17 protein-coding genes are annotated in these 19290 nt (G+C 43.8%); 10 read left to right on the top strand and 7 right to left on the bottom strand.

Going from position 1 to position 19290, the window contains the following annotated elements; translation table 11 throughout:
* Positions 1-105: 105 nt before the first annotated feature.
* Positions 106-957, top strand: a complete 852-nt coding sequence (locus ACL6C3_RS03800) for an SWIM zinc finger family protein (protein ID WP_413165493.1) — start codon at positions 106-108, stop codon at positions 955-957.
* Here ACL6C3_RS03800 and ACL6C3_RS03795 read toward each other — a convergent pair.
* Positions 932-1609: an HAD-IA family hydrolase gene (locus ACL6C3_RS03795; protein WP_413165491.1), complete on the bottom strand. Its 678-nt coding sequence runs from the start codon at positions 1607-1609 to the stop codon at positions 932-934. The genes ACL6C3_RS03800 and ACL6C3_RS03795 overlap by 26 nt on opposite strands.
* A 162-nt stretch (positions 1610-1771) precedes the next feature.
* Positions 1772-2539: a peptidase gene (locus ACL6C3_RS03790; RefSeq protein WP_413165489.1), complete on the bottom strand. Its 768-nt coding sequence runs from the start codon at positions 2537-2539 to the stop codon at positions 1772-1774.
* 792 nt (positions 2540-3331) lie between these two features.
* Here ACL6C3_RS03790 and ACL6C3_RS03785 point away from each other — a divergent pair.
* The 3 genes from ACL6C3_RS03785 to mutY all read left to right on the top strand — a co-directional run bounded on the left by ACL6C3_RS03785 (position 3332) and on the right by mutY (position 6051).
* Positions 3332-4291, top strand: a complete 960-nt coding sequence (locus tag ACL6C3_RS03785; RefSeq protein ID WP_413165487.1) for an RNA polymerase sigma factor, RpoD/SigA family — start codon at positions 3332-3334, stop codon at positions 4289-4291.
* Between the two features lie 298 nt (positions 4292-4589).
* Positions 4590-4937, top strand: coding sequence for a DUF760 domain-containing protein (locus ACL6C3_RS03780; RefSeq protein WP_413165486.1), 348 nt, complete (start codon positions 4590-4592; stop codon positions 4935-4937).
* Positions 4938-4965: 28 nt separating this feature from the next.
* Positions 4966-6051: an A/G-specific adenine glycosylase gene (gene mutY, locus ACL6C3_RS03775; protein ID WP_413165484.1), complete on the top strand. Its 1086-nt coding sequence runs from the start codon at positions 4966-4968 to the stop codon at positions 6049-6051.
* Positions 6052-6073: 22 nt separating this feature from the next.
* On the opposite strand, the gene ACL6C3_RS03770 is transcribed toward mutY, so the two are convergent.
* Complete coding sequence (locus ACL6C3_RS03770; RefSeq protein ID WP_413165483.1) at positions 6074-7258, bottom strand: histidine kinase; 1185 nt, start codon at positions 7256-7258, stop codon at positions 6074-6076.
* 314 nt (positions 7259-7572) lie between these two features.
* On the opposite strand from ACL6C3_RS03770, the gene ACL6C3_RS03765 reads away from it, so the two are divergent.
* The 3 genes from ACL6C3_RS03765 to ACL6C3_RS03755 all read left to right on the top strand — a co-directional run bounded on the left by ACL6C3_RS03765 (position 7573) and on the right by ACL6C3_RS03755 (position 10158).
* Entirely contained in the window at positions 7573-9210 is a 1638-nt protein-coding gene (locus ACL6C3_RS03765) for a DUF2079 domain-containing protein (protein ID WP_413165481.1), read from the top strand.
* A gap of 214 nt (positions 9211-9424) precedes the next feature.
* Positions 9425-9709, top strand: coding sequence for a hypothetical protein (locus ACL6C3_RS03760; RefSeq protein ID WP_413165479.1), 285 nt, complete (start codon positions 9425-9427; stop codon positions 9707-9709).
* Entirely contained in the window at positions 9706-10158 is a 453-nt protein-coding gene (locus ACL6C3_RS03755; protein WP_413165477.1) for a PIN domain-containing protein, read from the top strand. Before ACL6C3_RS03760 ends, ACL6C3_RS03755 begins: the two co-directional genes overlap by 4 nt.
* 64 nt (positions 10159-10222) lie before the next feature.
* Here the strand turns inward: ACL6C3_RS03755 and ACL6C3_RS03750 are convergent, their stop codons facing one another.
* A complete protein-coding gene (locus tag ACL6C3_RS03750; RefSeq protein ID WP_413165476.1) occupies positions 10223-10504 on the bottom strand; it encodes a hypothetical protein in 282 nt (93 codons plus the stop codon).
* Positions 10505-10534: 30 nt separating this feature from the next.
* Positions 10535-11689 carry a histidinol-phosphate transaminase gene (locus ACL6C3_RS03745; RefSeq protein WP_413165475.1) on the bottom strand — a complete coding sequence of 385 codons (1155 nt, stop codon included), beginning with the start codon at positions 11687-11689 and terminating at the stop codon, positions 10535-10537.
* 107 nt (positions 11690-11796) lie between these two features.
* On the opposite strand from ACL6C3_RS03745, the gene ACL6C3_RS03740 reads away from it, so the two are divergent.
* A complete protein-coding gene (locus ACL6C3_RS03740; protein WP_413165473.1) occupies positions 11797-12267 on the top strand; it encodes an SAM-dependent methyltransferase in 471 nt (156 codons plus the stop codon).
* Here the strand turns inward: ACL6C3_RS03740 and ACL6C3_RS03735 are convergent.
* The gene (locus ACL6C3_RS03735) at positions 12249-13457 is read right to left on the bottom strand and encodes a glycosyltransferase (RefSeq protein ID WP_413165471.1); all 1209 of its coding nucleotides are present in this window, start codon (positions 13455-13457) and stop codon (positions 12249-12251) included. The two genes, ACL6C3_RS03740 and ACL6C3_RS03735, sit on opposite strands and share 19 nt — an antisense overlap.
* A gap of 135 nt (positions 13458-13592) precedes the next feature.
* Entirely contained in the window at positions 13593-14798 is a 1206-nt protein-coding gene (locus tag ACL6C3_RS03730; protein ID WP_413165469.1) for a glycosyltransferase family 2 protein, read from the bottom strand.
* A 619-nt stretch (positions 14799-15417) separates the two neighbouring features.
* Here ACL6C3_RS03730 and ACL6C3_RS03725 point away from each other — a divergent pair.
* Positions 15418-16845, top strand: coding sequence for an SLBB domain-containing protein (locus ACL6C3_RS03725; protein WP_413165467.1), 1428 nt, complete (start codon positions 15418-15420; stop codon positions 16843-16845).
* A 175-nt stretch (positions 16846-17020) separates the two neighbouring features.
* Positions 17021-19276, top strand: a complete 2256-nt coding sequence (locus ACL6C3_RS03720; RefSeq protein WP_413165465.1) for a GumC family protein — start codon at positions 17021-17023, stop codon at positions 19274-19276.
* Positions 19277-19290: the final 14 nt, after the last annotated feature.

Raw genomic sequence — 19290 nt, 5'->3', positions numbered from 1 at the left:
TTGGGTTGAGGTTACGAAACCCAACACCAGTAGATTTGGAAAATGTTGGGTCTCGCTGGCTCGACACCAACCTACAAAACTTGAAAACCTACGGATTTAGCAATTATGACGAACTATGACATTCAAACAGATCGGGAATGGTGGTCACAACAATGGTTAGATTTACTCGATAAATATCGGTTTAAAAAACGCTTGGAAAGGGCGAGAAATTACGCCAGACAGGGAAATGTATTAAGCATCAATTTTGAAGATCAAAAAGTTAAAGCCCAAGTACAAGGAACCCAACCCGAACCCTATGAAGTGTCACTGTGGTTAGATCAATTTAGTGATGAAGAATGGGGATTTGTCATCGAAACTCTGTCTCAACGGGCGATTTTTTCTGCTAAACTATTAGCGGGGGAAATGCCTCAAAATATAGAGGAAGTATTTGCAGCCAATGGTTTAAGATTGTTTCCCTTTAGTCTCGATGATGTTCACGCTCATTGTAGCTGTCCCGACAAAGCAAACCCCTGCAAACATATCGCCGCAATTTATTATTTGTTGGGCGACCGCTTTAGCGAAGATCCGTTTGTTTTGTTTCTGTTGCGGGGTCGTACCCAAGAACAAATTATCGCAAATTTGCGTCAGTTAAGAAGTCAAACCGAAGAAGAAACCGAAACCAAACCGCAACCTTTACCGGAAACTGAAACCGTTAATTCTTATCCTCCAAAAGTCGAACAATTTTGGCAATATAACGAACAGTTAGACCCGTCTTTAGTGGTAATTACACCGCCAGCAAGTTCGGATAATGTCTTAAATGTTTTGGGTTCAATTCCGTTAGAAACAGCCGCAAATCAAACGCCAGGACGTTCAATTTCAGCCAGTGAAACCGTAATGCAGTATCTCGATACTATTTACAAAAATATTAGCCAACGAGCCGTTTTAATGGCGCTCAGTCGGGATGAAGAGACTCAGTAAAGGAGGATGAGGAGTGACCATTTAGGATGTTGAGAACTTCCCCAAGTTGCTGAGGAGAATCAATTAAAGCATCGGGATGATGTCGGGATAAAATTTCCGGGGAGTTAAACCCCCAACTCACAGCAATTATTTTAATTTTAGCTTTTTTTGCTGCTTCTATATCTCGGGTTTCATCTCCGATGTAAAATGCTTGTTCGGGTTGTAAATTTTCTTGCTTGAGAATGGTTTTGATATATCTAGACTTTCCAAACAAAGTCGAAGCCGAATCAACCCGATCAAACAAATGAAAAATTTGATATTTTTGGAGAACTTCAGTAACATTTTCTCGGGAATTTGAAGTTAAAATATAAAGGGAATATCCTTGATAATTTAATTGTTGTAGAACTTCTTTAATTCCGGGGAAAAGATGAACATATTGGATATCTTTTTGTAATTCTTTCCGAATTCGTCGCAATAAAAAAGGTAATTTAAAGATAGAAATTCTAGAACGTCTAATAATTTCCCAAGTGCTAAGATCTTTGAGTTGATCTAGGTCTTCCGGGCTAGCGGGTGGATATCCAAACTCAACCGAAAGACGATTTGTAATTTGAGCGATCGCATCGAGTGTATCTGCTAATGTTCCATCAAAGTCAAAAATCAGGATATGTTTCATGGGGGGGTATAATTAAAAAACGATTGTTTGGCTAGCCATGCTTTAAGCATCAATTATAATCTCTTAAACGAACTGCGCCCCCTCAAAGGAAGCGCATTGAATAAATTCTCCAATTCGGTTATAATTACAAGGGGATAGTCTCAAACCCTAAAATTTGATGATTCAATCAATCAAAATATTTTCCGGCGAGTCATCTTCGCGATGTTGCCAATTAATATGAGGAATACAATCAAAAGCCTGTTTGAGAGATTCTTCCCAAAGCTTACGAATTTTAGCCAGATAGGGATCGCCCAAACGCAAACGCAACCGATGTTGAATCACCAAACTGTCTTTTTCGTACATCACCAAATTAATCGGCGGCCCGACAGAAATATTAGATTTCATGGTAGAATCAATCGAAAGTAAAGCGCATTTAGCCGCACTTTCTAAATTGGTGTTGTAAGTTAAAGCCCGATCCAAAATCGGCTTACCATACTTGGTTTCTCCAATTTGTAAAAACGGAGTATCGGGCGTGGCATGAATAAAGTTTCCCTGACTGTAGATTAAAAATAACTCGGGATTTTGGTTTTGAATTTGACCGCCTAATATGAGACTACACTGAGCCTCAATCCCATCTTTTTTCAGCCAAGCTTCGTCATACTCTTGAATTTTTCGCAGTTTCCCCCCAATATAACGGGCGATTTCGTACATACAGGTAATATTGTGCAGATTCGTTTCTTCCTGCACTTTCAGGTCTTTTTCCAGTTCGCTAATTATCCCTTGAGTGATCGATAAATTTCCCGCCGAACACAACAGTATAACCCGTTCTCCGGGGTGGGAAAAATCAAACAGCTTTTGATAGGTTGAAATATAATCAACCCCTGCATTTGTGCGCGAGTCGGCTGCCATCACCAGGCCAGAGTTTGTGATGATGCCAAGACAATAGGTCATATCACGTTTGTATTTGAGTTATGCCGACAATCGTACAACAGGCAACAGGCAACAGGCAAAAGGCAACAGGCAATAGGCAATTATCAGTCACCATATGCGGGTATCTCCTTCGGAGACGCTGCGCGAACGGCAGTCGCTTCACTTGGGGAGACCCCAAGACCGCGCTGCCTCACCAGTTATTAGAGTTGACAGTAAGCACTAAACAGTTTCTCCCCCATCTCCCCATCTCCCTACCTCCCCATCTCCCCATCTCCCCATCTCCCCATCTCCCCATCCCCCCTGACCAGTAAACAGTGACCAAGTACCGTGCTGTTACCAGTTTGACAGCGTTAACGTGGATAACCCAGCCGTCAACTCATCCGTTACAATCGCGCGTTAACCCTGATAACCCAGCGGTCAACTCATCCGTTTACCATCCTGCCCATTCCCTATTCTTTAGAAAAATTTAAGAAATTTTGTCTAACGTGATGCAATTGTGAAGTTGGTTTACAGGTAGTGTCTACAGATTAAGTTTGGACCTGGAGCCGACTCAACCTTAGGGGGGATAGGCAGAAGTTCTAAGAAATGTTAAAATTCTTAACATCAAATTATTGAGTAATGTTAACGTCCCGATCCCAAGCCAAAAATCAGACGGGTTCGGTATTGGCTCAACATTGCTTAGTGTTGGCCCGGTCCTACTCGGCATCGAAAGCCAACTCGAAGCACCAGCCAACCGACACGCGAAGAGCGAAAACCTGGGAGGGTCTTAACTTCAAACCACTATAGCTCGAGGTATCCAGCGGGAGATGAGCCATGAGAATTGCTAAACCCACAGATACAGATTCAGTACGCGCTTACCTGCGGGAAATCGGTCGCGTTCCCCTGTTAACCCATGAGCAAGAGATTCTCTATGGTAAACAGGTGCAACAGACCACAAGTCTCGAAGACAGCAAAGAGAAACTTGCAAAACGCTTGGGTCGCGAACCCAGTTATGCAGAATGGGCGGAAAACGTCGGCCTATCTATCAACGAGTTAAAACAAGCTCTCGAAGATGGCCAAAATGCGAAGCGCAAGATGGTTGAAGCGAATTTGCGATTAGTCGTATCTGTGGCTAAAAAATATATCAAGCGCAATGTCGATCTTTTAGACCTGATCCAAGAAGGCACCATCGGAATGCAGCGGGGAGTCGAAAAATTTGACCCCACCAAAGGCTACCGGTTCTCAACCTACGCTTATTGGTGGATTCGTCAAGCGATCACCCGGGCGATCGCCGAAAAAGGCCGAACCATTCGTTTACCCATTCACATAACAGAAAAGCTTAACAAAATCAAGAAAGCCCAACGTTCCTTAGCCCAACAGCTAGGACGCTCCGCCACTATTGGCGAATTGGCTTCGGAATTAGATCTAACTCCCAAACAAATTCGCGAATATCTCGAACGGGCGAGAATGCCTCTGTCTCTAGATTTGCGAGTGGGAGATAACCAAGATACCGAACTGGGAGATCTCTTAGAAGATACCAGCGCCTCCCCAGAAGATTATGCCTTACAATCTTCGATGCGTTCGGACTTGGAAGTTTTAATGACCGATCTCACCGAACAACAGCGACAGGTGTTAGCCCTGAGATTTGGCTTAGAGGATGGACAAACCATGACTCTGGCGAAAATCGGCGATCGCTTAAACATCAGTCGCGAACGGGTGCGACAAATCGAACGGGAAGCCCTAACCAAACTGCGTAAACGCAAACAGGATATGGGAGACTATCTCGCCAGCTAAAAAAAACACAGCAATCATTTTTCAATTCATTCATATATATAGGGTTCGGAGTCTGCGGTTGACCGATCCGATAGAAAAAGAGAGCGTCATAGAAGTCAAACGGCTTGTTGATCCTCTACTTGGCTTCCGGGTTGTCAACTTTAGACTCCGAATTCAATTAAGTTCGGTGTAACAACAAGTTTCAGCAAGTAATCCTGCTAAATTAAAGTATGTAGAGAAAGAGACAAAAGCTAAAAATTACCAACCCTTATCCCCAAATAGCTTCAAATTGGAATTCTTATCGAGCGGAGGTAGACAGGTGAACAATGAAGCCAATCACAACTCAAGATTTTTTGAAGAAGGAGAAGGAGGCGAAGGACATAACTTGCTCTGGCAATACGTGCAAGCGATGAGTCCCGATACCATTTCTCAATTATCCAAACCCAGTTCGTCCGATGTGTTTCAAGTTATGGAACGAAATATTATCGGATTGTTGGGAAATTTGCCTTCAGAACATTTTGGCATGAGCATCACCACCAGCCGCGAACACTTGGGACGGTTGTTAGCCTCGGCGATGATTAGCGGTTATTTCCTGAGAAATGCCGAACAGCGGATGGCTTTTGAACAGTCGGTCGAACAAATGAGCGATCGACATCCCGATCGCTAATTCACCTTTTTCGGTGACTCCCGATCGGATGAGTTTATCAAGGGCGAAAATCAAGCAGTTGCGGCGATCGCTATTGGCTTGGTATCAACAGGAGGGTCGAACCTTACCCTGGCGGGATAGTAGCGATGCTTACGGGATTTGGATCGCAGAAATCATGCTGCAACAAACCCAAGTCAAAACCGTCATCCCCTATTATCAACGCTGGTTAAGTCAATTTCCCACCGTTGAGGCGTTGGCCGGTGCCGATCTGCAACAAGTTCTCAAAGCGTGGCAAGGTTTAGGATACTACGCCCGGGCGAGGAACCTGCACAAAGCCGCCAAAATTGTGGTCGAACAGTATCAGGGAAAATTCCCCAACCAACTCGAAGCGGTGTTAAAGTTACCCGGAATTGGGCGAACCACAGTCGGGGGAATCCTCAGCGCCGCTTTTAATCAGCCCATCTCTATTTTAGATGGTAATGTTAAACGAGTGTTGGCTCGGCTGACGGCGTTAACCGTTCCCCCACCGAAAGCGTTAAAAGACCTCTGGCAACTGTCGGATATTTTACTCGATCCCAAGCATCCGGGAACGTTTAACCAGGCGATCATGGATCTCGGTGCAACGGTTTGTTTACCGAAAACGCCCAACTGTCAGCAATGTCCTTGGAAAACTCACGGTCCGGCTTATTTATCTAACCTACAACATCAACTTCCCATGCGCGAAGCCGATCATCCCTTACCCCATAAAATTATCGGTGTTGCTGTTATCTGGAACGAACCGGGACAGATTTTAATTGACAAACGACCCGCAAAAGGATTGCTCGGAGGGTTGTGGGAATTTCCAGGCGGTAAACTCGAAGCCAACGAAACGATCGAAGAGTGTATTCGTCGAGAAATTCGCGAAGAATTAGCGATTGAAGTCGAAGTCGGATCGCACTTAATCACCCTCGAACACGCCTACACTCATTTTCGCGTTACCCTCCATGTTTACCATTGTCGCCATATCGGTGGAGAACCTCAACCGATCGAATGCGATGAAATTCGGTGGGTGACATTAGATGAAATCGATCAATATCCCTTTCCCAAAGCCAATGAGAAAATTATCGATGCGATAATCGCGGCGAAAACATCTTGACACCCGGTTAATCGATTTTTCTTTAAAAGTGATAAACGGGTAAAGTGAAATGAAAACAACTGCCTTTATTGAGAGACGAATCTACCCAAATTTGACCGTAATGGGCGCGAATAATCCGTTTGCACAGCGATAAACCAATCCCATAGCCATCTTGAGATTCGTCCCGTTGCAGTCTAAACCGATCTTGAAAAATGCGATCGCGATTTTCTTCGGGAATACCCGGCCCGCTATCGCAAATACTCACCTGGATTTTTTGAGTAGTCCGGTGCAAAATTGACACTCGCAACGTTCCGCCTCGGGGCGTGTATTTGACCGCATTATCCAACAAATTGACAATCACCTGACGAATGCGTTCTTGATCGGCATAGACGGGAGGAATGTCATTCGGTATATCGGTTTTCAGTTGCAAAGATTTCCCCTGTAACTGAGTGCTAAACTCGCTCAAAATCTCTTGACAGAATTCCGCCAGATCGAGTTTATTCGGTTGCAGCAATAATTTAGCACTCGGGCCAGTTGCCGTTTGCAAAATATCCGTGATCATGCGATCGATGGTTCGGATCTGGTTGCGGGCTTGTTGAACCAAACGTTCTCTAAAAGCCTTAGCGATCTCAGGGGACTCTTTTTGCTTTTGAGGATTTTGATGAGAAGCCAGCAACGTTTCTAACGCCAGAGATGCAGCCGTTAAGGGGCTACGCAGATCGTGAGCGAGAATTTCAATAATCCGATCTTTAAAACTCAGTTGTTGTTGCAGTTGCTCTCTTTCCTGCTTGAGACGAAACACTTCGTCGCTGAGTTTGATCAGTTCGGCCACATAAGCCACCGACGTCACCGTGTTGGCACTGTTGGCACCAGCAGAGGCTTCCGCGTGGGTTTTTTGATCCAAACAACAGCATTCCTCCAAGGCACGCTGCCACCGGGGCCACCAATGTTCGAGTTGCATCACCAGATCGCTACCCGCCAAGATATGGCGAGGTTCCGGGAAGATTTTCACCAGGGCGGGGGTTGCCACCAGTTTAAAATATTCCGCCAGATAAGGCTGTTGTCCGACATCGATCACTTGCAGTTCATAAGGCTCTTGAGAGTCTAATTTTTCTAGAAATTGGCGGATCTCACCGATCTGTTCCTTAGAGCTAGGACGCTGGTCGGCGAACAGAAGAAGCTGTAGACACGCTTCCGGATTCGTTGATTTTTCTGGAAATACCTGCATGAAATCTGTTTGTAGCAGGGAGTATCTACCGTTTAGGCTGTCTCTCGGATGACAAGAGTTAAGCATTGGCAAAAGATAATTACATAATAGTTTAATTTAAGATCTCCTTAATGATTCCATTTTTTTAGGAGTCAGGAGCTACAGTCGGCAAGCGTACACTCAACAGTTAGTTATCTGCGATTTGTCAGTGACGATTCAGTAAGACAGGCTACCAGTTACCAATTACACAGAACTGAGACGATCGCTATTTGAGTTTAACTTATGAGCGCAAATTATGGCATAGTAGGGGATTGAGACATTTAGGGGAACAGGCAATGTTGGCAAATTGGCAGAAAAATTCATCACTCCAACTCGTCGTTAAAGTCGCGATCGCATTTTTTGTCATTTGCTTGGTTCTCTTGCTACACCGCTATTTCAGCTTTTACGCCTCTTACGATCACGGCATTTTTAACCAAGTCTTCTGGAATAACGCACACGGACGGTTTTTTCAAAGTTCTCTGTCTTCGGCGCTATCAACCAATGTCGTTCATCAGGGTCAGTATCCCGATGTGTCTTACCACCGCCTCGGTCAACACTTCACTCCGGCTTTACTCCTCTGGCTACCCATCTACGCTTTATTTCCCTCCCCGGTTACGTTAATTTTCCTACAAGTTACCTTTGTTACCGCAGCAGGTCTGATTTTATATATTTTAGCCAGAGAACATCTAGAACCGCCCTTATCTGCCCTGATCGCCGCTAGTTTTTACGCCGCCAACGCCGTTATCGGTCCGACTCTGGCAAATTTCCACGATGTTTCCCAAATTCCCCTATTTGTATTTAGTTTGCTGTTGGCGATGGAAAAACGCAAATGGTGGCTATTTTGGCTGTTGGCGGTTTGTATTTTAGGGGTACGAGAAGATTCGGGCGTCGCGTTGTTTGGCGTCGGGGTTTATATGATTTTAAGCCGACGTTATCCCAAACAGGGAATTGGCGTTTGTATCCTTAGTTTCGGCTATATGATTTTACTGACAAATCTAATTATGCCCTTGTTTTCTGAGGATATTTCCCAACGGTTTATGATGGAAAGGTTCGGTCAGTACGCCGAAGGAGAAGAAGCCTCTACCTTAGAAATTATTTGGGGAATTGTTAGCAACCCCTGGCGGTTAATTGTTGAACTCTTGACCCCATTTTTTGGTACAATTAAATATTTGCTCGGTCAATGGTTGCCCTTAGCGTTTGTTCCCGCCGTTGCACCCGCTTCTTGGATGATAGCCGGATTTCCATTACTGAAACTATTTTTAGCCAAAGGAGAATCGGTTTTATCGATTACCATTCGCTACGCCATGACCGTTGTTCCCGGATTATATTATGGTAGCATAATTTGGTGGGCAAATCGTCAGAAACAAAATCCAGAACAACAACTTCCTTCCCGCAAATTTAAACGATTTTGGCTATTTTGTATCGGTTTATCGTTATTCTTTACTTTAACGTCCAACCCCAACCGCACCCTTTACTTTTTAATCCCCGACTCCGTTCAACCTTGGGTTTATATTCCCGTCACCAAACAATGGCCCCACGTCGCCCAATTTCGCCCGTTACTCGCCCAAATTCCACGCGATGCCAGTGTCGCGACAACAAATTATATTATTCCCCATCTTTCCAGCCGTCGGGAAGTGTTAAGGTTTCCTCAATTTGAGTTGCGAAACGATGCCGGAGAAGTGGTAAAAATGGACTATATTCTTCTTGATTTGTGGCAAATGCAGCAATACCAAGAAGCCTTTAAACGGGAACGGGGTCAACTCAAAGAAATTGTTCCCATTCTTGACCAGTTTACCGCCACAAATGAATACGGCGTTATTGGGTTTGAAGACGGGGTTATTTTATTACAAAAAGGAGCAACATCCGATCCAGAAGCGTTAGAAAGTTGGAAACAATTCAGAAAAGAATTAGAACCGATTTTAGCCGAAAATTAAAAGTAGGGTTCATCAGATTTTTAAGTCAATTTTATCAAGTTTTCATCTTCTGTCTGATGCAGCCCAAAAATTACTTGAGTAGGGTGCATCAGATTTTTAAGTTAATTTTATCAAGTTTTCATCTTCTGTCTGATACACCCTATAATACAAATGATCGGCTGTAACAGGATTAAATCAGATACAATATCTAATAGGACTCAAAATAACACCTACTATGACCTTAACTCTAAACTTAACACCCGAATTAGAGCAATACCTGAAACAAAAAGCCGAACAACAGGGACTTTCGGTGGAAGCATACGCTTTACAACTGTTAACCGAGCAAATCTTAGTAGCAAAAAAACAAGCTAAAGCCGTCAACTTACTGCAATCTTGGCTAGAGGAAGAAGATATTCAAGAACAGAAAGAAACAGGCGAATATTTAATTCAGTCATTGGATGAAGATCGTCTCTCCCATCGTAAATTATTTCCTGTTGAAATGAAAGGTGTAAGTTGGTGAACCGAGTCATACTTTTAGATGCAGGAATACTTGGCTTAGTCACGAATCCAAAACGTTCTGCTGAGAGTGTTGCTTGTACTCAATGGCTGCAAGGAATTGTAACATCCGGTGTTCGGGTTATTGTTCCAGAGATTGCTGATTATGAAGTTCGACGGGAATTGCTCAGAGCAAACAAAACGCGAGGAATTGATCGGCTAGATGAACTAGCACAGTCACTAGAATACCTTCCGATAACGACTACTGCAATGCGCCAAGCGGCAATATTTTGGGCGCAGGCACGTCAACAAGGACAACCAACAGCAGGAGACAAAACGATTGATGCTGACATGATTTTGGTCGCGCAAGCTGTGACTCTTGGTGTTTCAGATGTTGTTATTGCGACAACCAATGTAGGACATTTATCTCGGTTTGTATCGGCAGATTTGTGGCAAAACATTTCAATTTATTAGTTGCTACCCAAGCCAACGATCAATACATTGAGTAATGATTATTGGCTGTTAATTCATTGAACACTTAAGTTAAAGTTATTTGACTCCAACACCACTTTACAACACTTCCGGACAAAAATCCTAATCCCAAAGCAAAGATATAAGTTGAAGCTATAGGAAGTATATCAGCCGAAAATACTGATACGGCTTTAGCTATTACTAGCAAAATAATAGCCATTAATACTGAAAAGAGAAAACTTCTCATCCAAAATGCTGCGGTTACTCCAATTCCAAGCAAAATTATGGTAAACGCCAATTGAAACAGGTTTAACATCTCATAAAAAGGCTGTAAGAAGCTAGTCTCCATGTTTTTCAATCTCCTTGAATCATTTTCCCTTTAAACCGAAAGTAACTTAATTCGTTCTATGGTTCGTTGATTTTCTTCCGGGGTGCCAACGGTAATGCGTAACCCGCCTCCCGTATGACGAATTAATGTTCCTTGAGACTTGAATTTTTGCTGGATTTGTTGTAATATTTTATTAGAATCAACATCGGAATCTCCCGAGTCTAAAGAGTTGAGACGAACATAAACAAAGTTAGCGTTACTTTCCCATACTTTTAATTGGGGATGTTGACGAATTGCATCAATCAACAGTTGACGTTGGGCGAGAATTTCGGGAATGACAGCTAATAACTCATCCTGATTATTTAACGCAAACTCCGCCCCCAACTGCGAGAAAGTGGGGAGATTATAAGGAAGTCTAACTTTCTCTACAATACCAATTAAATCGGAATGAGCGATCGCATATCCAACCCGCAACCCCGCCAACCGAAACGCCTTAGAAAATGTTCGTAAAATCACCCAATTGGGATGTTGAGAAAGTTCGCCAACAAGAGTCGTTTGACTAAACTCAAAATAGGCTTCATCGATAACAACTAAAATCTCTGGGGGTAAGCTTTTTAACCAGTTAATTTCCGCTTCCGTTAAAGCATTCGCCGTTGGGGAATTGGGATGAATCACAAAAACAACTCGAATTGGCGGATTTTGGGTTTGTTTAATTGCCGTTTTAGCCGCCTCTAAATCCATTTCAAAATTAGTCTCATTCCGACCAATTTTAACGGGTTTAATTCCCAAAGTTTCCGCCAAAATTGCATACATAGAAAACGTGGGATTCGCGACTAAAATCGAACCTTCTCCATTCAAACAGGTGGCAATTAAAAGCGCTCGAATTAATTCATCGGAACCATTTCCAACCGAAAGATTAGCAGAATTAACAGAAAATTCTGCATCGGGAATTCCTCGGTTAACGTATTGAGCTATCGCCTGTTTTAAGGTAGCATGAAAACCATCGGGATAACGATTGGTTTCAATTTCATGCTGATAAGTCCAAGCCAGCTTTTGTTTTAACTCGTCAGGAAGATCGTAAGGACATTCATTGGTATCCAAACGATCTAAAATCAGATCGGATGAAACTGGAGTTTGAGACTCTCCACTCAGATGGGGAACATAAGCTTGAAATTGAGCCAGATCGTTACGGATGAAAGGAAGCATAAGCGAGAAACGGTGAAGAATAAAAAGCAGTCGGGCGGGTTTATATCCGTTGTTGGTCTAAATCTTAGAAAATAGTAACTTGAATATACACCAAATTATAAACGATCATGGGTTCTCTTAAACTTGATATTGGTTATCTTCCCACCCCGCCGGAATTGGTCACGGAAATGCTTGACAAACTGCACTTAAACGGGGATGATATTTTTTATGATCTAGGCTGCGGCGACGGACGAATGGCGATCGCTGCGGTTCAACGCTATGGGATGAGGGCGGTCGGTATCGATATCGACCCGGAACGCATCTCGGAAGCCGAAGAAAATGCTAAAATTGCCGACGTTGGCGATCGCGTAGAATTTCGTTTAGAGAATTTATTTGAAAGCGAGATTGGGGAAGCAACAGTTGTCTATCTTTACCTGTTACCTCACCTCAACCTCAAACTCAAACCCCAGTTTAACCAACTGCAACCGGGAACTTTAATTATTTCCCGAGATTTTGATATGGGAGACTGGAAACCCGACCAACAATTTCACCTTCAAGGCGTCGAAGAAGAATCAACCTTTTACTGTTGGCGAACTTGACGAAATAATAGGCCTAATTTGGTCGCTTCTGTGGTAATATTATGCTGCTTGGCAACTTGTTCGGCTCCCAATTTTCCCATTTCTTCGAGTTGTTCGCAAGGGGTATTTAAAACGGCTTTCATGGCTTCTTTGAGCGATGGAATTGAACCGGCGGGAACCAACCAACCGTTTTTATTCGGTTCAACTAACTCCGGTATTCCCGCAATATAAGTGGTTAAAGCCGGACGTCCCAAAGCGAGGGCTTCCATCAAAACCACCGGTAAACCTTCTGCAAAACTGGGTAAAACTAAGGCTTGGGCGGCTAAAATTTGTTCTCGAACTTGGGTATTTGTTGCCCAACCGGTAATTTCAATGTAATCTTTGAGATTAAGCTGACTCATCAAAGTTTCTATCGGATGTCGTAACTCTCCGTCTCCGACAAAAACCAACTTAAATTTGACTCCCTCAGCCGCCAGTTGACTAACCGCTTCAACCAATAATAAATGACCTTTTTGTTCGCTCAAACGACCCACACAAACAAACCGGGGTTCATCGGGAACCGGAACGTGAGGCTGTTCGAGAAACAGGTGATCAACTCCACAGCGAACCACCTGTATTTTAGACCATTGTTTGTAATCGCACCAGCGATAAAGTTGACTTTTTCCAAAAGAACTAATAGCGACAACAAAACTGGCGTGATTGATTTTTTCGGTTAAATTAATGGCTTGGGGTTTATCAAATTCTTCGGGTCCGTGAACGGTAAAGCTGTAAGTTGGACCTCCCAAGGCTTTACAAAGCATTGCTACCGTTGTGGAGTTGGTGCCAAAATGAACGTGTAGGTGTTCAACTTCCGACTCTAAAAGCCACCGCAACAGCACGCAGGCTTCGACCAGATAGATTAAATGATAAAGGATACCCCGTTCGGATTTTTTTCCGACTTTTAGGGCTAGTTTGAAGCCGGAAAACAAACGAAACGGACGGGTTAGAATTGCCCAAAGTAAACTCAAAAATAATCCGATTACTCCGACATTTAGGATAAATTTGGTTTTGGCGAGTTCCTGTTTGTCGGCTTCGTCTACGAGTTCATCTTCGAGGGACCGAACCGAAAACCGCAGCACTTCTATTCCTGTGGCTTCAACCGCTAAGATTTCCCGACGAATGAAGCTATGGCTAACTTTGGGATATTGGTTAACGAGATAGGCAATTTTCATCTTTTTACAGGTTTCGCGTATAAGATATCACTGTAGGGGCGGGTTCCAAATAGATGTATCATGTTCCACAGACCGTTGATATAAACCCGCCCCGGTCTCCAAAAAAAATCACAACACGGGTGACTAAAATAGCCCCTATTTGGAACTGACTCCAACTTGATCTCGTTCGGTTCTAACCCATTCTTTTTCACGTTTGACGAGAAAACCGAAATAGAGGGGAATTTTCCAGAGAATATAAAGCGGTACACTCAGCAATGTTAATAGCGAAATTCGTTCTCGACCATATTTTCCCCAAGCTGCTAAAATAGCGATTAACATCAGTCCGCCTGCGATCGCACTTAAGAGAGCCGGTTGCCAGGATAAACCGATAATTCCTGCTACTGTCGCGATGATTGTTGCAGCCAACCACAGCATTACCAGGAGGGATAATGGCGGTACAAACAGGTCTAAAGCCATTACAAATAAGTCCAAGCGTCTTTGGTTTAAAGAGGCTTTTAACAGTCGCGGAACTTGAGTCTGGATGGTTTGTAGGTGTCCGTGTTCCCAACGGGTTCTTTGTTTGGTGGCGGCTTGTTCTTGTTGGGGGAGAATACCGGTAACTCGTCCTTGATCGCAGTATAGCGGCGCATGGCCTGCGATCGCCAAGTCTACCCCAAGCTGCATATCTTCGACAATATTACCGCTGGCGAGGCTAACTTCCCGCAAAATAGACCAGGGAAAAGCCATTCCGGTTCCGGTTAAAGCGCAGGGAAAATTGAGGCGTTCGAGTCCTTGGGGGCGAACCTGATTTTTTACCAAAAAAGCCAGTGCCGAGATAGAATCTTTAGGTGTGGGTTTTTCGGGAATTTCCATCAAGTATAAAGCTTGTACGGGTCTTTGGGTGGCGATCGCTTTTTCGGTGATTTTTTCGATTGTTCCCGGTTCCACTCTACAGTCGGCATCTACCATCACTAAAACATCTGGAGGATCGGCTTGGAGGAACTGTAAACCGTAGTCTAGAGCGTAGCCTTTTCCCCGCTGTTCCGGGTTTTGGCGCTCTAAGACGGTGATGCCGGTTTGACGGGCGATTTCGGCGGTTTTATCGGTGCAATTATCGGCAATAACGACAATTTTATCGTCGGGTTTTAATTGAGATAATAAGGGTTCAATTGTGGCAGCAATTCCCGATTCTTCGTTGTGGGCTGGAATTAATATCGTGACTCGGGGTTGTTTAGAAGCGGGAGTTAACTGTTGGGAGAAATTCGGAAATACTGCCAAAAGACATTCGAGAACAAAGACAAAAATTGGAATTGATAGTCCCAGGATTATTCCCAGGAGAATAACAATTAATAACCCGTTCATGCTTGACCTCTAGATCCAGATCTTTTGTTAATTTTATCAGGTCGCGCTCGGCAATGACAAGATAAGAGTTTTCTAATCAAAATCAAAAAGGTAATCGATTGGAGCGGGAGAGAAGAAGGACTGTTATAAATTTTAGAGCGGGCTTCGGGGGAAAGATAACTTGATTGAATCGTAAACAGAAGCACTTAGATTTTACCTCTAGAAGTGATGAAAAGTAGAGCTTTACAAAAACTTTAATAAAGTCGAAAAGATTTTACAAACAGTCACCCGGAGAAGTCCAAAGCGAGATGGGATAATCAAGTGAGTTAGGTTGCATTCGCGATGGATCGAGAAGCGATTGTCCCGGTGGAGGGAATAAAATCAACAAATCCCTTTGAGATCTAACCTTCGAGGGCTGACGATCGCAACAGAGAAGCACTATACTGGTTCGATAGAAATAAATTGAAACAAAAAGCTGCCTGATGGTCTGTGTTAGATGTTAGAGCGGAGCCTAATTTCAATTGCAACGGGGAGAAAAACCCGAAAACTTGTTCCACCGTGCATCAACAGGTTAAAGCCTGATTCAGCCATGATAAGCAGGGTGTAGGGTTCAAATCCTTTCTTCTTGAAACAAAGAACAATGCTAATTCAATCGATTAGGATATCTGTCACCAACCTCACGCTACTGACCCTGATCAGTCTGAATCTTCAGTTACCCGTTTTCGCCCAGAATCAACCTCGGACTTCCCCAAGCAATCAGACCCCCAATAGCGGAGCGCTACCCCAACTCGATAGCACCTATAATTTGGGTACGGGCGATCGCTTGCGGCTGGATGTGTTTGGAGTGGACAAGTATAGCGGCGAGTATTTGGTTTTAACCGATGGAACCGTGAATTTACCGGGAATTGGGACTGTTGAGGTTAGAGGGCTAACTTTACCCCAAGCCCAAGCGAGAATTTCTCAGCGATACAGTGCGTTACTGAAACAGCCTGTGATTACCCTAAGTTTGATTGAATTTCGTCCGGTACAGATTGCGATTTCCGGAGAAGTGAACCGTCCGGGGTCTTATCGGATGGCGGGAGTCGCCGGTCAAGCCGGAGGGGGCGATGGACAACTTCCCCGAGTCACCCAAGCGATTCAGTTGGCGGGGGGATTGACCAAAGCGGCGGATTTAAACCGGGTTCAGTTGCGACGGGTGACGCCCAATGGTTCGGTCGTGACGTTGAACCTCGAAGAATTGATCGAAGAAGGGAATTTGAACCAAGATCCGATTTTACTTGATGGGGACAGTATTTATATTCCAACGGCGGTGACGATTGAATCGGCTCAAATTCGTCAGATTGTTTCATCGGGTTTGGTTTCCCCGGAAAATGAGCCGTTACAAGTGGTAGTTGTTGGGGAAGTGTTTCGTCCGGGAGTTTATACGGTTAGTGCAGAAAATGATAATTCCGACCCCCCCACCGTGACCCGAGCGATTCAAATTGCGGGGGGAATTACCAACTCGGCTGATATTCGCAATGTAGAAGTCCGTCGGATTACCAGAAACGGGTTACAAACAACAGAGATTAATTTGTGGGAATTGCTGCAATCGGGCGATATTAATCAAGATCCTTTTCTGCAAGAAGGGGATACAATTGTGATACCGCAGGCTTCTGAGATTAATCCGGCTGAGGTCGAAGCTTTGGCGACAGCCAGTTTTGCTCCGGCAACGATTAATGTGAATGTCGTCGGTGAAGTGGTCGATCCGGGTATTTTGGAAGTTCCACCCAATACACCTCTGAATCAGGCTATACTGGCCGCAGGGGGATTTGATAGTGTTCGCGCTCGCAAAAAAGAGGTGGAATTAATTCGCATCAATCCGGATGGTACAGCCACTCGGGAGAAGATTATCATTGATTTAGCGGAGGGAATTAACAATCAAAATAATCCGCTTTTACGAAATAATGATATTGTCGTGGTCAGCCGCACGGGGTTAACTCGTTTTGGAGATCTGACATCAGAATTTTTTAGACCGGTCCGGGATATTATTACTCTGAGTGCATTTTTAAGATTGTTTGGTGGAAATTAATCATCAAGTAGAATCGGGAAATGCCTGTGTAGAGTTTCTCGGAATAGACCGCTGTCAAGACAAAATTTCCTCAAGAGTTTTGGGAATCTCAATCAATTCAAACTGCATCAAAAGTGCTGTCATTGAAATATCAACTGATAACATAGAGTAAGGCTATTTAAAGTTCTAGGTAATTATGCAGCGTGATACTGTAGCGATCGACTCAGACGATCTCAAGACTTCCCAATTTGCCGATGAGACAGAGGAGTTAGCGTCTTCATCTGGGGGGGGGTTAAATTTAGCTCCACTGTTAAGGACAGTTCAGCGAAAAATCCTTTTGATTGCTGGGGTGACGGGAATTGCTATCTTTGCAGCCAATAAATATATTGAAGATCCACCTCCGAGTTATACCGGTAATTTTGAGATGCTGGTTGAACCGGTCACTTCAACCGATAAGCTGACCGATCCCTTAACTTTAACTCGAACACAGGGAAACCCCAATGAGAACTTATTTAATTTAGATTATCCCACTCAGTTAGAGATTTTGCAAAGTCCGGAAGTTTTAGATGAGATTGTCAACGAAGTTCAAGCTCAATACCCGGAGTTTACGCTGAAACAAATTCAAAAGAACTTAACTGTTGAGCGTTTGGTGGGAGAAAATAAGAGATTCGATCAAACCAAAATTCTGCAAATCACCTATGAAGGGTTAGATCCAAATTTGGTGCAGTTTGTTTTAGAAGAAACTGCCGAACGCTACTTAAAATATAGTAAAGAAGAGCGCAGCAGCGGGATTCGGGAAGGGATTAAATATATTGATACTCAACTTCCGGATTTAGAAAGAAGGGTAGATCTGTATCAGACTCAACTCCAAAATCTTCAAGAAGATTATCAACTGTTTAATCCTCAAGCTCGGGGTGAAGAACTCTACGAACAAATCCGTCAGCTAGAGACTTTACGGAACGAAACTCAAAGACAACTTCAGGAATTAAGAACTCAGTATAGCAATTTGCAAGCTAAACTGAACTTAACGCCAGAAGAAGCGATGGCAGCTTCGGCACTAAGTGAAGCTCCAAATCGAACTCAATTATTAGCAAGTTTAACAGAAATTGAAAACGAAATTGCCAAACAATCTGCGGTTTATAATACCAATACACCGGAGATGCAATTACTGTTGCAACAGCGAGCTAATATTGAGCGCTTACTCGCCGAGGAAACCCAACGGGTGTTAGGACAAAATGCGCCTAATATTTCTGCTAATTCTTCAGTTTTAGGATTTCAAAGTTCAATTCGTCAGCAACTCACCGGACAGCTTGTAGAGGTGAGCAATCAAATTGAAATGCTGGAAGTTCGTCTGGCCGGACTCGAACAATCTCAATCCCAATTTGAGCGACAAGCTCAAGTTTTTCCGAGCATTTCTCGTCGATATGCCGAATTACAACAGCAGCTAGAATTAGCCAACGGAAACCTGAAGCGACTGTTAGAACAGCGAGAAAAACTACTTCTCGACTCGGCACAAGATAACGTCCCTTGGGAAATCATTTCTCAACCTATAGTTGAAGAAGGCGAAAGCGATGGTAGCAATAAAAATCTGATGGGTATAGCCGGGGGTTTGGCAGTCGGATTAGCCTTATCAATCTTAATCGAAAAACTCCACAATATTTTCTACGGTATAGACGATCTCAAAGATGGTATCAAACAGCCGATTCTGGGAATAATTCCCCGTCAAAAACGACAGATCCCTCTAAATTTGTTCGGCAGTTCTCAACAGAAGGTATCCAAATTTATGGATGCTTTTGACGCCCTATATGCCAATATTCGTTTTCTCTACGGAGAAACTTCTATACGTTCGCTGGGGGTTTGTTCGGCCGAGTCTGGAGATGGGAAATCAACCATCGCTTTACACCTGGCTCAAACGATAGCCAGTATGGGCCAAAAAGTGTTGATTGTCGATGCTAACTTGCGTCATCCCCAACTGCATCAAAGTTTGGGCTTACCCAACCAAAAAGGATTGAGCAGTCTTTTGACCGATAGCCGCATTGCACCGAGTATTCTCATTCAACAGTCCGCGATGGCCGATAACCTGTTTGCACTGACGGCGGGAACTCCGACCGCTGCGGCCATTAAACTGTTAGGATCGGCTCAGATGCGGCATATCGTCGATGAACTGCAAAAGACCTTTGACCTGGTAATTTACGATACGCCTCAGTTACGAGACTATACCGATGGGGTTTTTCTAGCCGGACATCTCGATGGTTTAATTATGGTTGTGGGAGTTGCCAAAACCCATCAATCGGTCACGGAGAAAGTATTGGCTCAACTTGATAAGTTTCATCTTCCCTGTTTGGGTGTGGTCGCCAACCATACCAAACGGAACTCCGACCGCAAAAATCCTCCCTACTTAGCACAAACCATTTCCGTCCGCAAAACAGAAGAAATTGAGCAGTTAATCTAATTTCATCCTGAGCC

The sequence above is a fragment of the Capilliphycus salinus ALCB114379 genome (assembly GCF_047276495.1).
GTDB classification, from domain to species: Bacteria; Cyanobacteriota; Cyanobacteriia; order Cyanobacteriales; family Microcoleaceae; genus Capilliphycus; species Capilliphycus salinus.
This window is presented reverse-complemented; position numbering and strand designations above follow the sequence as displayed.

Excerpts from the sequence above, each read along its gene's own strand:
- ACL6C3_RS03800 (WP_413165493.1), top strand. The coding sequence starts at position 106 with ATGACGAACTATGACATTCAAACAGATCGGGAATGGTGGTCACAACAA.
- ACL6C3_RS03735 (WP_413165471.1), bottom strand. The coding sequence starts at position 13,457 with ATGAAAATTGCCTATCTCGTTAACCAATATCCCAAAGTTAGCCATAGC.
- ACL6C3_RS03730 (WP_413165469.1), bottom strand. The coding sequence starts at position 14,798 with ATGAACGGGTTATTAATTGTTATTCTCCTGGGAATAATCCTGGGACTA.
- ACL6C3_RS03770 (WP_413165483.1), bottom strand. The coding sequence starts at position 7,258 with ATGCAGGTATTTCCAGAAAAATCAACGAATCCGGAAGCGTGTCTACAG.
- ACL6C3_RS03795 (WP_413165491.1), bottom strand. The coding sequence starts at position 1,609 with ATGAAACATATCCTGATTTTTGACTTTGATGGAACATTAGCAGATACA.
- ACL6C3_RS03765 (WP_413165481.1), top strand. The coding sequence starts at position 7,573 with ATGTTGGCAAATTGGCAGAAAAATTCATCACTCCAACTCGTCGTTAAA.
- ACL6C3_RS03720 (WP_413165465.1), top strand. The coding sequence starts at position 17,021 with ATGCAGCGTGATACTGTAGCGATCGACTCAGACGATCTCAAGACTTCC.
- ACL6C3_RS03785 (WP_413165487.1), top strand. The coding sequence starts at position 3,332 with ATGAGAATTGCTAAACCCACAGATACAGATTCAGTACGCGCTTACCTG.
- ACL6C3_RS03760 (WP_413165479.1), top strand. The coding sequence starts at position 9,425 with ATGACCTTAACTCTAAACTTAACACCCGAATTAGAGCAATACCTGAAA.
- ACL6C3_RS03740 (WP_413165473.1), top strand. The coding sequence starts at position 11,797 with ATGGGTTCTCTTAAACTTGATATTGGTTATCTTCCCACCCCGCCGGAA.
- ACL6C3_RS03725 (WP_413165467.1), top strand. The coding sequence starts at position 15,418 with ATGCTAATTCAATCGATTAGGATATCTGTCACCAACCTCACGCTACTG.
- ACL6C3_RS03750 (WP_413165476.1), bottom strand. The coding sequence starts at position 10,504 with ATGGAGACTAGCTTCTTACAGCCTTTTTATGAGATGTTAAACCTGTTT.
- mutY (WP_413165484.1), top strand. The coding sequence starts at position 4,966 with ATGAGTTTATCAAGGGCGAAAATCAAGCAGTTGCGGCGATCGCTATTG.
- ACL6C3_RS03745 (WP_413165475.1), bottom strand. The coding sequence starts at position 11,689 with ATGCTTCCTTTCATCCGTAACGATCTGGCTCAATTTCAAGCTTATGTT.
- ACL6C3_RS03790 (WP_413165489.1), bottom strand. The coding sequence starts at position 2,539 with ATGACCTATTGTCTTGGCATCATCACAAACTCTGGCCTGGTGATGGCA.